Consider the following 15,015-nt stretch of genomic DNA (forward strand, 5'->3'; position numbering starts at 1 on the left):
TATACGTGCGGCGAGAGACATCCGTTCCTGAAGGTTCTTCGACCTACCCCGGCCACTCCGCGAGTGCGAATCTAGAAGATTTTTTCCTGAGCCGATTTATCGCAGGATCTTTCGGCAGGCGGAGGACGCGTCCCGATCCTGCCGGATGCCTCGCCCACCCGCGCACCGCGTGCGACGTCACGCCCCGTCACCGGAGAGTCATCGTTTGACACATCCCGACGCATCGACTTGACTCGCACCCATGACCGACACCGCACGCACCCTGACCGCCTTCGAGGTGAACAGGACGACCGACACGATGATGTCGGCGCGTGCGCCCATGTGTTGTCGAATGTGCCGCTGACCAGCGCTCTTCCCGCCGAGTCTGTGAGCCGACCCGCATCCGGGTCGGCACGGCTCCACCGAACCGTTCGAATCCGACGGTTCACCAGGCCGCTTCCGGCCATTCGCTGAGGTCGTTCAGAGACCCTCGCCGCATCACGCACACACAAGGACTTCGTCATGTCGCTCGCAATCGCTCCCGTCCGTCCCGCCGTCGCCCGCCCGGTCCACCCGGTCGCCTACACGCCGCAGCCCGTGGCCCGCCCGCTCGCGCCGGCCCCGCTCGCCCAGCCCACCCGACCCTCGCAGCCCGCCGCCCAGCCTGCGCCGCAGGCCGCCCCCGCCGCACCGCGCGTGCGCGCCGTGCCCGACGGCACCGAGGCTCGCGGCTTCGTGCTCTACGTCGGCATCGACGAGGCCAAGGCCATCGCCGACGGCACGAGCCTCCACCGCATCGTCGAGGCGCTCCGCACGCTCACCGCCGAGATCGCCCCGTCGGCCGAGACCTACGCGGCCGTCGCCCTCGCCCCCGAGGGCGCCGGCGGTCGCGACGTCGACGTCGTGCGCCTCGCCCTCCAAGACCCCGCCGCGCTCGCCAAGCAGCGCGAACTGCAGGGCGTCTCCGACGATTCCGACCGTCACCCCAACGGCGTCGTCATCGACATCTCGCGCAAGCGCGTGCTCCTCGACGGCGAGCCGGCCGGTCTCACATACAAGGAGTTCGAGCTCCTGCAGTTCCTCGTACTTCGCGAGGGCCGCACGATCGACCGCCACGAGCTCATCGAGAACCTGTGGGGCTCGGCCGACGACGAGATCCCGAGCGAGCGCACGATCGACGTGCACGTTCGCCGCCTGCGCTCCAAGCTCGCCCACTACCAGGACATCGTGCGCACGGTGCGCGGCTCGGGCTACCGGTTCGACCGCCACGCCGACGTCTCGATCCGCCAGGCTTCGACGCCCTCGCCCGACGTCTTCTGAGGCTCGGCCCACACCGCAACGACGAAGCGGGGCGGCAGGCCATCGCCTGCCGCCCCGCTGAGCGGTCCGCGGGTTTCGCCTTGATGGTGTCGGTCTTCGCGCGGTAGTAGACCTTGATGTAGGTCGTGCCGCTGCCGTTCCAGCCCTGGCCGGGCGAGGAGACGGGCTCGCTGAAGACGAGCGTGACGGCCCAGCGCCCGCCTTCCTTCGACTGGTACAGCTCGGTGTCGCTCACGACGGTCGGCGCGATTCGCGGGTCGCATACGTTTACATGCGTCGGATGCCTCGCCTCACGCGGCTCGTGTGAGCTCGTAGAACCGCCAGAACCCGAAGCCCTCGATCGGCAGGACGTCGAGTCCGTCGAACCCGGCCTCGCGCGCGTACTCGCGGAGGGTGTCGGGTCGCATGACGGTTCCCGTGGCGACGCTCCCCGGGTGCGACATCGAATCGGGCAGGCACACGAAGAGGCTGAACGCGTACATGAGCGCGTCGAGGTCGGCGCCGGGCACGGCGAAGCCGTCGCCGACGGCCTCGTCCATGACGACCACGGGGCCGTCGTCGCGCACGGCCCCGCGCATCGCGCGCAACACTTCGACGGGCCTCGGCATGTCGTGCAGGCACTCGAAGGCGAACGCTGCGTCGAACGGTCCGAGCCGCTCGATCGAGTCGCCCCCTGCGAGGTGGAAGCGCACCCGATCCGAGACCCCTGCGGCCTCGGCGTTCGCCCGCGCGAGGCCGACCGACGGCGCGTCGACGTCGAACCCGTCGACCCGCAGGTCGGGGTAGGCGCTCGCGAGCGCGATCGACGACCAGCCCGCGCCCATTCCGACGTCCGCGACCCTCGAGCTCGGGCGCGAGAGCACTCGATCGAGGCGCTCGACGCCGGCGAACACCTCGGGGAGCCGGTCGTACCACGGGCGGTTGGCGTCGGCCTGCGCGTGGCGGGCGTCGTCGCCGAGCTCGTCCCAGCTCACGCCGCCGCCCGTGCGGTATGCCTCGACGAGGGCGGGCATCTGCACGCCGACGGCGGCGAGCATGCGCGGCAGCGGCCCGATGTACGCGAGGCTCCGCTCGTCGGTGAGGGCTTCCGCGACGCCCGGCGCGATCGCGAAGCGCCGACCCGCGGCGCCGACATCGCGCGTGCCGGCGCCTTCCGCGGGCTCGGCGACGGAGAGCACGCCGGTGACGGCTTGCTGCTCGAGCCACTCCCGGGCGTAGCGCGCGGATGTGTGCGTGCGGTTCGCGAGCTCGTCGGCGGTGCTCGGTCCGTGCGCCGCCAGCTCGGCGTACCAGCCCAGTCGCACGCCGAGGTGCATCGCCATCGACTCGGCCCATCCGGCGAGCGCGCCGAGCGCCCGCTCGGCGAATTCGTCGGCCGTGGGTCCGGCTGCCCGGGCGGTCGGCCGCGGGTCGATCGTGAGAGACATCCTGCCTGCTCCTTCGTTCCGCCCCGAAGGGCTCCTCCTCGAGACCGCGATGCGCGGTTCGCGATCGAAGCTAGGCGCGAGGGTCGCACTCCGCGTCGGCGGAATCATGCAGATCGTGCGCGGCGCCTACGGCGAACCGTGCAGCCGGTCGCGCCACCATGCCGCGGCGGCCGTGCGCGAGCCGACGCCGAGCTTCGCGTACACGTTCGCGAGGTGGCGGCCGACGGTCTTCTCGCTGATGAAGAGCGCGGCGGCGACGTCGCGATTGCTCGCGCCGCGCGCGACCTGCTCGAGCACTTCGGCCTCGCGCGCGGTCAGCGGCGCGATGTCGGGAGCGATGCCCGAAACGTCGCCGCGCGCCGCAGTCGCGGTCGCGGTCGCGTTCGGCCGCGTCGCGGCGGCGCGGTCGGGGTCGTCGGGTCGCTCGACGCCGAGCTGATTCAGGATGTCCCGCGCCTCCGCGTGCGCCCGCGAGGCGAGTTCGGGCGAGCCGGCGAGCGCATGCGCCCGCGCGATCCAGGCCAGGACCGACGCGGTCTCGTACGGCTGCGCGCCTCGCCGGAATGCCGCCGCCGCGTCGGCGAGCGGCTCGAGCGCCTCCGCGGGCCGCCCCCGCGCGACCGCAACCATCCCCTCCGCGTGCGAGGCCCACGCCGCGAACCCTCGACTGTCGTAGTCGGCGGCAGCGGCGCGCAGTTCACGGCAGAGCGCTTCGGCCTCGTCCACGCGTCCCGCTGCGAGTCCGATCTCGACGCCCGCCCGCAGGAGGCGGGCGCGCGCGATGCGGTCGCGTCCCTCGAGTGCGGCGATCGCCGCTGCCCACGCCTGTTCGACCTGTCCGGCTTCGAGGAGCAACAGCGCGGCGCCCGGCTGGGGGTCGACCCCGACGGCGCGCGCCGAGGCGTAGGCCGCGTTCGCGGCATCCCCGTCGCCGCGCATCCGGCGGATCTCTCCGAGTTGGTAGTAGCCCGCGCCCGCGACCCAGCCGTTGAACGCGAGCAGTCGCTCGCTCTCGGCTGCGAGCTGTTCTTCGATCGCCTCCCACTCGCCGCGTGCACTCCGGAGTTCGAGTCGATGCACACGGCAGATCCCGCCGTAGAACGCCTCGCTCGCGAGCGGCCGGCACCATCGTTCGGTGGCGCTCGTCCACTCGGACATGCGGCGGAAGTCGGCGAGCTCATGGCAGATGTGAATGACCGTGCAGTACACGTCGCCCGCCCACTCGACGGGCACTCGACCTGCGACGACGGGCAGCATGGCCTCATCGAGGAGCGCGAACCCACGCGTGGTGTCCCCGGTACGGAGCGCAACGAGCCCCGAGAGCGCGAGGGAGAGCGATTCGAGCGCGGGATCGCGGAGCGCCGCCGCGAGTTCCGCGAGCCGGTGCAGGTCGCCGTCGTCGGGCAATCGTGTCGACTCGAGTGCGGCGAGTCCGTCGAGGTAGGCGAGGTATCCGCGAGCAGGGTCGGAGGCGAGGTCGTCGCGTTCGGCGAGGATGCGTCGCGCCCGTCCGAGCCATCCGGATGCGGCCGACATGTCGCCGCGCGTGAACCAGCCGAGCGCAAGGCGCAGGGCGGTCATGGCCGCGTCGCTCGGACGATCCTCGTCGACGTATCCGCGGAAGACGTCCTCGGAGAGGTCGAGGCATTCGGGAATCCGACCGACGACCCACGCCGCGCGCGTGAGCAGGGCGAGGTCGTCGACGCCGAGCGCGGCTTCAGCTCGTGCCGACGCCAGTTGCTCGTACGCCTTCGTCCAGTCGGACGCGGCGAACGCGCGACGTCCGGCTTCGATCGCGCCCGCCGTGTCGAGCATGCTCGATGGTACCGCGGGGTTTCCGCCGTAGAGCGCGAGCATGATCGCCATGGTCACGAGGTAGAAGGCGTGGAGGATCGGCGATGACGAAGAATTCCACGGTCGAAGCGTACGAACCAGGATCTCCGCCCGGATCAGTCGTTTCCACCAACCTGATGCGGCGCCTGCAGGTTTCACTCCACTCGAGCGCATGACCAATCACGACGGCGCACTAGTGCTCGTTACCTATCCGTTATATAGTCGTGAGTGCACCGGCTGTTTGCTGTGGCGGCCGGTGCGGAATGTGATTGCAGGACACTCTTGGTGCAAGGAGAGGGCCGGTCGTCAGCCTCTACGACCGGCCCTCACCCTTTTCTCCGTACCGGCTCAGATGTGAGAGAGTCTTCACGTCGAGAGGAGCCGATGGTGGCAGATCGCAATCGCACGGTCGCAGCTTGGGAGTCGTTGTTCCGCGCGCAGGTCACCGTGATGCGCGCCCTCGCCGCCGAGTTCCCGTCCGAGACGATCTCGCTCAACGAGTACGACGTCCTCTTCAACATCACGCGCGCGCCCGGTCGCCGACTCCGCTTGAAGGACCTCAACCGCGCGGTGCTCCTCACTCAGCCGAGCGTCAGCCGACTCGTCGACCGCCTCGCGTCGCGAGGCCTCCTCGAGAAGACGGATGACCCGGCCGACGGCCGCGGCACGATCGTCGCGATCACCGCCGAGGGCTTCCAACTGTTCCGCGAGGTCGCGTTCCACCACATCGATGCGATCTCGCGCCACGTCGGCGGCGCCCTCGACGACGAAGAGCTGGCCCAGCTCACCGTCCTGTGCGACCGCCTGCGCGTGCGCGTCGGCGACGAGAAGAGCGACGAGAAGAGCACGGCGCAGGCCGGCGCCCGAGAAGAACGGCGAGCGGTCGGCGAATAGCGCGCGCTCGAGACATCAGGATCTCTCTGGGCTCTCGGGCCGGGGATCCGGCTCCGGATCCGCTCGGCGGAGCCCCGGGCGCGCCGCCCCCACGACGTGTGCAGGACGGTGGAGCGGGAACCCTACCTCCCGCCCCACCGCGACCCCCACAAGGAGGCCTGCCCCGCCGAGCGACCCGAACTGAGCTCGGCGAGCTGTGTCCGGGAGGTCGGCGGTAGGTTCCGCAGAAACTCGTGGCATCGCAGGGCGAGCCCGCCGGCTCGGGTCCGGCCCGGGTTGGCTGAATTCTATTCCTGAGGCCGACTCACCGGTAAGTGCCCCGAATAGGGGGAGGGATGTCTCAGAATCGCGGCTCGACGACCGAGGCGGCGTATTCGGAGTGGCGCCGGAGATACGCGTGGATGAACGGACACACGGGCACGATCACGAGGCCTCGCGCGACCACGTCGTCGAGCGCAGCCTTCGCGAGCCGGCTGCCGATGCCCATCCCCTCGAACTCGGGCTTCACGACCGTGTGCGTGAAGACCACGCGACCCGGCTCCTCCTCGAACGCCGAGAACCCGGCGGTCACGCCGTCGACCCGGATCACGTACCGGGAACGCGCGTCGATGCGGACGACGTCGGGATCGCCCGTCGCGCTCTCGGCCGGCCGCTGCGATGCGTCGTCGGTCATCTCGGCACTCCCTTCACCCGCCCGCGCAGGTCCCGCCCATCCTGACATCCGGAGGTTCATCGGCCCCCGCTCCGGCCGTGCGACGACACGACTCCGCGACGCGCACACGCGGAGCGCGGCGTCCGTGCCGAGCACGTCCCGGCCGTCCGGGTCCGTGTCGCACGGCCGCGCGCGCTCCGGGCCCCGGAGCGTGCCGCATCGACGCGCCCCGACGCACCCGCCGACGCCATCGGACGTGCACCCCGAGCAGTCGCGTGCGATCGCGTTCGGCGGATGCCCCGTGGTGGCCCGTCGTGGCGACGAGCGCGATGAGCCACGCGAACACGAGCGTGAACGCGACGATCTCGAAGACCGTGAGGTTGAAGAGTCCGAGCAGGTCGTAGCCCGCCATCGCGGCGACCTCGACCACGAGCGCCGCGTACGAGAACACGACGAGGGCGCGAGGCATCCGGCGGGCGAAGCGTCGGATCGCGAGGGTCGCGAGGGCGAAGCCCGCGGCCGCACCGCACGCGAACAGGTTGTGCAGGTCGGCGTCGTGATCGATCGGCACGAGCCCGACGCCCATGAGCGAGACCCCGATGACCGCGATGAGCACGCGGAGGACGATGAGCCCGCCGGGCCGCAGTTCGAAACGACGGGCGCGCAGACCCTCACTGAGCGCAGGCCCGAGGAGCGCCATCGCCGCGCCCGCCACCGTGACGGCGACGTTGAAGCACGCCGCCGCGAGATCGTCGGAGGTCCCGAGCGTCGAGAAGTTGCGCGTCCACCACTCCCCCGTCGGCGTCAGGCTCATGCTCGCGACGCTGCCCGCCGCGAGGAGCATCGCGACGAGGTTGAACGACCGGTACCCCTCGTGCGTGATCGCGGCCCGGTGCAACTTGGCGGTGACGATGCCGAGTGCGGTCGCGAGACCGAGCCCGACCGCGATCGCCCCGCCGGGGATCGCCGCGTAGGCGGGCAGCGTGAAGTGCACGATGAGGAGCACCAGCCCGGCCCACACGACGCCGTTCGCCGTCGCCCGCGCCTGTTCACCGATGCCCGCGAGGCCCAACCGGTCGAGGAGCGCGAGTCCGGCGTCCGATCCCGATACGACGAGGAGCACCGCGGCCGTGATCGCCGCGCCGACCAAGGCGGGCAGGAGATCGGCGACCGATGCGGCGGTGAAGCCGTCGAGCACCCCGGCGTGCCCCGAGCCGACACCGCCGTCGGCCGCCCGTGCGAGCACGATCCCGGCCGCCGCCGAGATGAGCAGCACGTGGACTCGACGCACCGCGACGTGACCGCCGTTCGAGACGGCGCCACGCGCGACGGCGTCCGCGATCCTCCGTCCGATGGGTCGGTCGACCACCCCAGCCCTCATCCCCCACCCCCGGGTCACGCTTAACGGACGTGCACAGAGCCTAACCGGGGCCGGTCACCCGGGGAAAAGGGAGAAATGAATCCGTCGCGAATACTCGGGGGATTCTCAGCAGTTCGGGGGCCGGCGTCGCCTGACCGACCGCCCCTGCACGTCGGCCGCGTCCGGTCGCGCGGCCGCGCCGGCGGCGGTGCCTTGCGCACACCTTTCAGGGCCGACCCGGTCGCGCACGCACCGGCGCCGACCCGCGAAAGCGATCGGCAAGGCCTGCGCGCCAGCCTGAACGCATGACCGATCGGATGCTCCGCACGGCCGCCGCCTCGGCGGCCGCCCTCGCCGTCGCCGTGCTCGCCGCCTGTTCCGCCGTCGAAGCGCCGGGCGGCGGCGACCGCGTCGCCGGCCCCCGAGATCGTGCCGCTGCAGTCCACGACGTCGCCGAGGCATCCGCTCGACTGCAGGAACTGCTGCTCGAGGTCGGCGGCCTCTCCGATCTCGCCGACGAGGTCACGTCGCTCGCCGCGCACAGCGACCGCCTGCTCGAAACCGTCGACGTCGCTCCCGTGGCCGAGAGCCGGACGGGGACCTCCCCGGCGATCGAATTCGCGAGCGCGCGTCGGCGGACCGCGACGGCCGAGGACGCCCCGATCTCGAGTCTCGGCGTCTCCCTCGGACTCCTCCAGCTTCCGACCGTCGCACGCGGTGCGCTCTCCGCCGCCGAGAACGGGGAACCGCAGCTCGGCGAGGACCTGAGCGAGACCGTCGACGGCGGCGAGATCGCCCTCGGAATGCGATCGAAGTTCGCCGACGGGCGCCTCACGGCCGAGTCGACGAGCCGCATGACCGGGCCGAACGGCACACCGCTCGTGAGCTGGGAGACGAAGGCCGACCTGCTCGCCTGCCCCGCCCCGGGCGGCGAGGTCACGGGCACGCTCACCTTCGACGTGCGGACCTCGGCGAAGACGGGTGAGGTCGTGTACGGCGGCACGCTGCGGATCGTCGTCGTCGTCACCGCCCGAGTCGACGACGACGCCCGCGTGGCGAGCCTCGAGCTCGACGTCGACGGCAGTCTCAACGAACTCGCCTCGGGACCGGACGGCACCTCGGGCGCCTACCTCGACGGAGGCGGCACCCTCACCGCCGACGACGTCTCCGCCGGCGACTTCGACTACACCGTCGACGGCGGCATCCGCCGCGCGAGCCGAGACGCGACCGATGCGCAGCAGGAACTGTTCGTCAGGTCGATGAGCGAGGTCGCGGCCGGACTCGGCCGGATCGTGCTCGACGACGTCGAACGCTTCTTCCGCGGCGGCACCTGCATCGACGTGATCGTCGACCCGGGCCCCGAATCGTTCGCCGAACCGGGGCAGACCCTCGACCAGGACATCACCGCCGTCAGCACGTCCGACGGGGCGGGCGTCGAAGGACGCGCTTCCGCGGAACCGGCCGACGACGGGGCATCCGTCGACCCAAGTGGAACGCTCGCCCCCACCCCCGCCCGCGTCGTCGTGACCGGGCCCGACGACTCCGGCGAGAGCGGCACCGTGCGCTACGAGTTCGTCTCGAACCGCGGCATCGGGACGCTCGAGCTCGTCTACCGGGTGAGCGACGCCTGGATCCTCGACTTCACCGAACAGGGCGTCCGGTACACGGCCGCGAAATGCGGCGGTCCCGAAGGCGAGTGGACCGTCCGCCGGTTCGGGGTGCCCGACGGCAACGGCGGCTCACTCGACGGCACGATCGTGTTCGATCTCGACCCGCTCGGTCACATCGGCTACTTCACCGAGACCTCGACGCTCGCCTTCGGCGGCGACGTGTTGTACGGCACCTGGTCGGGCATGGCGAGCTTCGAACGCGTCGATGACGAGACGGCGATCCTCGACCTCGACTACGAGTCGGGCACCGTGCGCTACGAGGGCATGCAGGAGACCGCGGCGTCCGTCGTCGACCTCCCGCCCATGGAACTGCGGCGGGGCTCCGCCGACGACTGCGACCAAGGAAAGGCACGATCGTGATCAAGCTCCCACTCCCCGAACCCCTCCCCCTCGAGGTGCCGCTGCGCACGCTCGACGAACGCCGCGTCTCGATCGCGGAGTTCCCGTACCGCCGGCTCAGACTGACGATCGACCACGAGCCCCTCGTGGGTGTGACCCCCGAGATGCTGCTCTGGTGGTTCGGGCACATCGGCGAGTCGATGGAGTACCACGGGTCGGTCCAGCCCCGATACCGCGTGTGGCACCCGCTCGACCACGTCCACTGGGGGCTCGTCAACCCCGCGCCCGACGGAACCGTGTCGGAAGGCGCGAGATTCCGCATCATCGAGGCGATGGGGCGAGACGAGCGGTTCTACATCGACAGCGTCGACCGCGTCGAGAAGCTCGACCTCACCGGCATCCGGCTCGTCCTGCGCATCGCGGGCGCGATGTTCTTCCAGCTCGAGCACACGTGGTCGCGGGCAGAAGGGGCGACGCACTACACGAGCGTCATGGACGTCGGCTCCCGCTCGCCGCTCGGCCTGCCGATCAACGCCTACCTGCGCTCGCGGATCTTCGTGCCGGGCATGGAACGGGCGTGGCTCCGGCACAACATCGAGGAGGTCGGCCGATTCGAGCACTTCCTCCCAGACCTCTACCGAAGCCGCCGCGACGCAGACCTCGCGGCCGAACCGAACGGAATCGCTCGCGCATGACCGCCTCCCCCGCCGCCCACGTACGCCGACTCGCGACGGCCCTGGTCGCCGCCGCGATCGCCGCACCCGCCGTCGTCGCGGTCGCACCAGCCGCGATCGCGACGGACGATCCGCCCGCGTCAGCCGCGTCGGATGCCCCCGACGCATCGGCCCGCCCGACCTGGATCGACGAGCTCGAAGCCCGGATGTCCCGCGCGGACGCCCGCACGCACGCCACGACGGCAGCCGTGGACGCCGCCGACTGCACGACGACCTGGACCGGCCCCTCGACGGGAGGCGACTGGACCGACGAGCGCAACTGGAACGCGGGAACGCCCGACATCGACGACATCGCGTGCATCACCGCCGACGAGGTGCGCATCCCCGCCGACGGCACGGTGCTCGTGGGTCGGCTCGCCGCCGACGCCGACCTCGTCGTCGAGGGGCGCCTCTCGGTCGGCGACGGCTCGCACGCCCGCAAGATCTCGCTCGTCGGCGAGTACGACCGCGCCTCCGAGCCGACGCTCGGCGTGCAGCCCGACTCGACGCTCGCGGTCGACCACCTCGAGGCGCACCAGACGGCCGGGGCGCTCGTGATCGGCACGGGCACCCTCTTCGTCGGCGAACGTCTCGACGTCTTCTGGTCGAAGCTCCAGGTGTTCACGCCGCTCGGCACGGCCGAGGGCGTCGCCGCCGTGATCGGCAAGGAGAGCTCGCTCACCCTCGCGGGCGGCGGCAACCTCGACGGCGACTGGACGGTCGACGCCGACGGCCGTATCGAGACGAACACGGTCGTCGGATGGTTCGGTGGCAGCACGATCGCGGGCGACGGCGGCCTGCACGTGCTCGACCGCGGACGAATGCTCGTGAACGGGACGGCGACGATCGGCACGACCGACGTCGCCGTGGGCGGCGAGCTCGCCGTCGGCGCTCCCGGCTCGACGTTCGGCGGGCTCGGCATCGGCGGGACCGTGCATCTCGACCGCGACGCGGCCGCGAAGGACGTCGAACTGCGCGGCGGCACCGTCGACTCGGTCGGCGACCTCACGGTCACGGGAACGCTCACGAGCCGCGGCGGGTCGATCACGACCTCGGGCGACGCGACGGCCTCGAGCCTCGTGCTCGCCGAAGGCCTGCTCTCGCTCGAAGGCACACGGTTGCGCGCCGACCGGTTCGAGTTCGCGCAGGGGTCCGAGAGCCGTATCGCCCTCGACGACGCGGCAGGGCTCGACCTCGGGTCGGGCGTCGCCCTGCCGGGGTCGTCGGCCGTGATCGACGGGGCGGGCTTCACGACGATCCGCAGCACGTTCGAGCTCGACCGCGCCTCGGTCGACCTCGCGGGCCCCGCCGAGATCGGCGCCGACGCGTTCGTCGGCGTCAGCGCCGACTCGAGCCTCCGCCTCCGCGGAGACACCGTCCGGATCCGCGGCGGCGTGCACGCCGCCGGCGCCCTCGAGTTCAGCGGCATCGTCGAGGTCGCGAAGGAGGCCGTCGTCTCGGGGGTCTCACTCTCGGTCCCCGCGGGCGGAAGACTCGTCAGCTCGGGCTGGATGTCGGCGACGACGTTCGGCGACGCCGGCGACGTCGAGCTCCGCGACGACGCTCGCCTCCTCGTTTCGGAAGGGACGACCGTGACGGGCGGATTCGCGCTCGCGGGCACCTCCCAACTGGTCTCGACGGGTGGGGTCGCGGTGACCCGGGGGCGGCTCGACCTCGGTACTCGGACGGGGGTGGATGTCACGGGCGGCGACCCCGTCGCCGCCCTCGTCGTCGGTCCCGACGGCGAGCTGTCGGGCACGGGAGCCGTCTTCGGCGACGTACGGAACGACGGCGTCGTCGCCCCCGGCGAGGCATCCGCCTACGACCGCCTCACCATCGACGGCTCTTACGTGCAGACCGGTGCGCTGCGCATCCGCGTCGGCCAGCTCCACCAGGACGAACTGCACGTGACGGGAACGGCTCGCCTCGGCGGCACGCTCGACGTGCGCGCGGACCGCGACGCCGCGATGCCCGGGAGCTACGGCGTGCTCGTGGCATCCGCCCTGTCGGGCGACTTCACGACGGCGCCCGACGGCTGCCACCGTGTGACGCGCGAAGACGGCACGGTCGTCGTGCACCTTCGGCTGTGCGTACGCGTCGACGACGCGGAGGTCGCCGAGGACGGCGGCGTCGCCGAAGTGCCCGTCTCGCTCTCGTCGGCGCCCAACCAGCCCGTCCGGGTGAGCTGGACGACCGAAGAGGACACCGCCAAGGCCGGCGAGGACTTCGAGCCCGAGACCGGGACCGTCGAGTTCGCGCCCGACGAGACCGAGAAGGTCGTGCAGATCCCCGTGCACGACGACGACGACCGCACGGGCGACGTCGAGTTCTCGGTGAAGCTCGAGCTCGCGATGGGCGCGGAGATCACACGGGGCACCGCTCGGGTCGTCATCCGCGAGAACGAGACGCTGCCCGAGTGGACGACCCGCTCGCTCACGACGCTCGGCGCGGCGCGCATCACGCACCTCGACGAGAGCACCGTCTACTGGTCGCTCGGGGACGTCGCCTATGCGAGCGCACTCTCGGGCGGCAAGCCCGCGAAGCTCCCCGGCGTGCTGCGCGTCGCCGACACGACCGCCGAAGGCCTCGCCGTCGGCATGTGCACGTCGGAAGATCCCGGCCCGCGCGAGGTTCCGTGCTGGAACGACGGCGAAGCCGAGGAGTGGACTCCCATGCGGCATCCCGACGGCGGCATCGCCGAGGTCGTCGCGATCGCCGACGACGGTCGCGTCGTCGGACGGTTCACGCCCTTCGACACCACCGCGGGCGTGCGCGACCTGCTCTGGAGCGGGCTCGACGCCGTGCCGACCGACCTCGAGGGACCGGGCCTCGTCGTCGACCTGAACGCCTCGGGCGACATGGTCTTCACCTCGGAGGACGGCGGCCCCGAGCAGAGCTGGTTCCGCAGCGCCGACGGCTACGTCACCCAGTTGCCCGGACCGATCCGGCCCGGCACCGACCGCACCGTCGCGGCCGCTCTCGGCGACGACGGCCGCGTGGTGGGCTCCTGGAGCGGAGCGGGCGTCGAGCCGACGGCATGGATCTGGTCGGCCGACCTCGGCTCGACCGAACTCGGCCGCGGCACTCCGACCGACCTCAACGCACGCGGCGACGTCGTCGGCGATGTCACGGTCGCCGGCCGCACGCGGGCATGGGTGAGCCGCGACGACCGCTGGTCGCTCCTCCACGAAGTGGGCGACGCCGTCGACCTCGGACTCGGCGAGTACTCGGGCGCCCTCGCCATCAACGACTCCCGCATCATAGGCGCGTCGCTCGGCCTCCGCGAATACGATGCGCACACCGACTTCGTGCTCTATCCGCTCGGCTCGGCGCCCGAGCCGTCCCGGCTCGACCTGGGCGGCCGGATGGACGAGCCGCTCGTCTCGGGCGACGGCGACGACCGGGTGCTCGTCGTCGACCGGACGGTCGACGGCAACGCCGTGCGCCTCACGGCGACCGCGTACGACAACGACGAACGCGACGAACGACCCGTGACGGGGCTGCGGCTCCGATTCCTCGTCGACGGCGAAGTCGTCCACGAGAGCGAACCGTTCGACCTCGCCCCGGGCAGCAACCGCGAGGAGCACTACGACTGGGACACGACCGGACTCGCGTGGTCGGGCGGCGAGCTGAGCGAGCCGTTCGCCGTGCGCATGGAACTCGTCGGTGAGGAAGGGGTCGTCTCGGCCCTGGAAGGCGAGGTCGCGGTCGAACCTCGTCCCGTCGTCGGCGTCCCCGGTCACGGCGCCGAGCCCGACGGCTGGTCGATGTTCGCGGACCGCCTCGACGACGTCCGCGACGACTGGTCGCTCACCGTCTCGCAGCAGGCGCTCGACGGCGCCTCCGCGACGATCGAGGCGAACGCGAGGCAACTCGCCGCAGACGTGCGCTCGGTTCGCGCGGTGACGAACGCCGCCCAGGTCGACCTCGTCGCCCACTCGACCGGCGGCCTCGTCGCGCGCTCCTACATCGACGGACTCATGCCGACGGGCGACGCGCGAACGGTGGCCCAGCTCCTCATGCTCGGTACGCCGAACGCCGGATCGGCGTGCGCCGACTTCTTCCTCGACCCCGCGCACCTCGAGTTCCGCACCGACCTCGTGGCGCGGTTCAACGCCGAGGTGTCCGACGCGCACGGTGTGCGGTTCGCCGCCGCGGGCGGCACCGAAGCCGTGCACACATGCGGAACGGACGAACCCGGCGACGGCGCGACCACGATCGGGTCGGCCCTCGCCGGGGTCGCGGATGTCCGGAGTGCGCCTCTGCTCCTCGAAGAGCTGCTCGGCGACGAGGAGCTGTTCACGCAGTTCGTGCTGCCGCGCCTGCGCGACGCGCGTGCGCTCGAGGCATCCGGCGCCTTCGAAGCGGGGCTCCGCTCGATCGGCCTGTTCTTCGACGGACTGTTCGGCGCGACGGCGGCGCCGGGCGCGAGCGCGAGCGCGACGGATGCTCCGCAGCTCCTCTCGTCGGGACGCACGACCGTCCAGCCGGGGCAGTCGGGCAGCGCTGCGACGACCGCGCCGCCCGGCCCGGCCGAACGCGTCGGCATCACGATCGCCGCGCCCGGGACGATCACGGGCGAGTTCCGGCGCGATCTCGTCGGCAGCGAGCAGCGGGTTCCCCTGCCGCCCGGCACGGGGCGACGAGCCACCGCACCGCCGTGTACGCGGCTCCCGAGTCGGGCGCCTGGCGCGCGACCTTCGCGAACGCGGGTGCCGCGCCCGTCACAGTGCCGTGGGCCGTGTGGGCGGATCGCACGCCCACGACGCTCGCAGGAGACATCCGCTCGATCGACGCCTTCGGCACGGCCCTGCTGACCGCGCGGCTG

At 71.8% G+C, this 15,015-nt stretch carries 9 protein-coding genes; 5 read left to right on the top strand and 4 right to left on the bottom strand.

The features are described 5' to 3' along the window. Positions 1-501: 501 nt before the first annotated feature. The gene (locus ET445_RS02130) at positions 502-1,299 is read left to right on the top strand and encodes a winged helix-turn-helix domain-containing protein (protein WP_129188408.1); all 798 of its coding nucleotides are present in this window, start codon (positions 502-504) and stop codon (positions 1,297-1,299) included. Between the two features lie 290 nt (positions 1,300-1,589). Here the strand turns inward: ET445_RS02130 and ET445_RS02135 are convergent, their stop codons facing one another. Together ET445_RS02135 and ET445_RS02140 are read right to left on the bottom strand one after the other, a co-directional pair. Further along, positions 1,590-2,726 carry a class I SAM-dependent methyltransferase gene (locus ET445_RS02135; RefSeq protein ID WP_129188409.1) on the bottom strand — a complete coding sequence of 379 codons (1,137 nt, stop codon included), beginning with the start codon at positions 2,724-2,726 and terminating at the stop codon, positions 1,590-1,592. 126 nt (positions 2,727-2,852) lie between these two features. After that, a complete protein-coding gene (locus ET445_RS02140; RefSeq protein WP_129188411.1) occupies positions 2,853-4,592 on the bottom strand; it encodes a LuxR C-terminal-related transcriptional regulator in 1,740 nt (579 codons plus the stop codon). A 351-nt stretch (positions 4,593-4,943) separates the two neighbouring features. Here ET445_RS02140 and ET445_RS02145 point away from each other — a divergent pair, with 351 nt between their 5' ends. Then, positions 4,944-5,453: a MarR family winged helix-turn-helix transcriptional regulator gene (locus tag ET445_RS02145; RefSeq protein WP_129188413.1), complete on the top strand. Its 510-nt coding sequence runs from the start codon at positions 4,944-4,946 to the stop codon at positions 5,451-5,453. 340 nt (positions 5,454-5,793) lie between these two features. Here ET445_RS02145 and ET445_RS02150 read toward each other — a convergent pair whose 3' ends face one another. Continuing rightward, positions 5,794-6,126, bottom strand: coding sequence for a GNAT family N-acetyltransferase (locus ET445_RS02150; protein ID WP_129188415.1), 333 nt, complete (start codon positions 6,124-6,126; stop codon positions 5,794-5,796). A gap of 13 nt (positions 6,127-6,139) precedes the next feature. Then, positions 6,140-7,474, bottom strand: coding sequence for a DUF998 domain-containing protein (locus ET445_RS02155; protein WP_129188417.1), 1,335 nt, complete (start codon positions 7,472-7,474; stop codon positions 6,140-6,142). A gap of 296 nt (positions 7,475-7,770) precedes the next feature. On the opposite strand from ET445_RS02155, the gene ET445_RS02160 reads away from it, so the two are divergent. From ET445_RS02160 to ET445_RS02170, 3 genes are read left to right on the top strand one after another with little or no spacing between them, the layout of a single operon-like run. Then, entirely contained in the window at positions 7,771-9,495 is a 1,725-nt protein-coding gene (locus ET445_RS02160; protein WP_129188419.1) for a hypothetical protein, read from the top strand. After that, the gene (locus tag ET445_RS02165; RefSeq protein WP_129188421.1) at positions 9,492-10,169 is read left to right on the top strand and encodes a DAPG hydrolase family protein; all 678 of its coding nucleotides are present in this window, start codon (positions 9,492-9,494) and stop codon (positions 10,167-10,169) included. Before ET445_RS02160 ends, ET445_RS02165 begins: the two co-directional genes overlap by 4 nt. Next, positions 10,166-15,004, top strand: a complete 4,839-nt coding sequence (locus ET445_RS02170) for a Calx-beta domain-containing protein (protein WP_129188423.1) — start codon at positions 10,166-10,168, stop codon at positions 15,002-15,004. The genes ET445_RS02165 and ET445_RS02170 overlap by 4 nt, the downstream gene beginning before the upstream one ends. Positions 15,005-15,015 lie beyond the last annotated feature (11 nt).

This window comes from Agromyces protaetiae (genome assembly GCF_004135405.1).
Taxonomy (GTDB): Bacteria; Actinomycetota; Actinomycetes; order Actinomycetales; family Microbacteriaceae; genus Agromyces; species Agromyces protaetiae.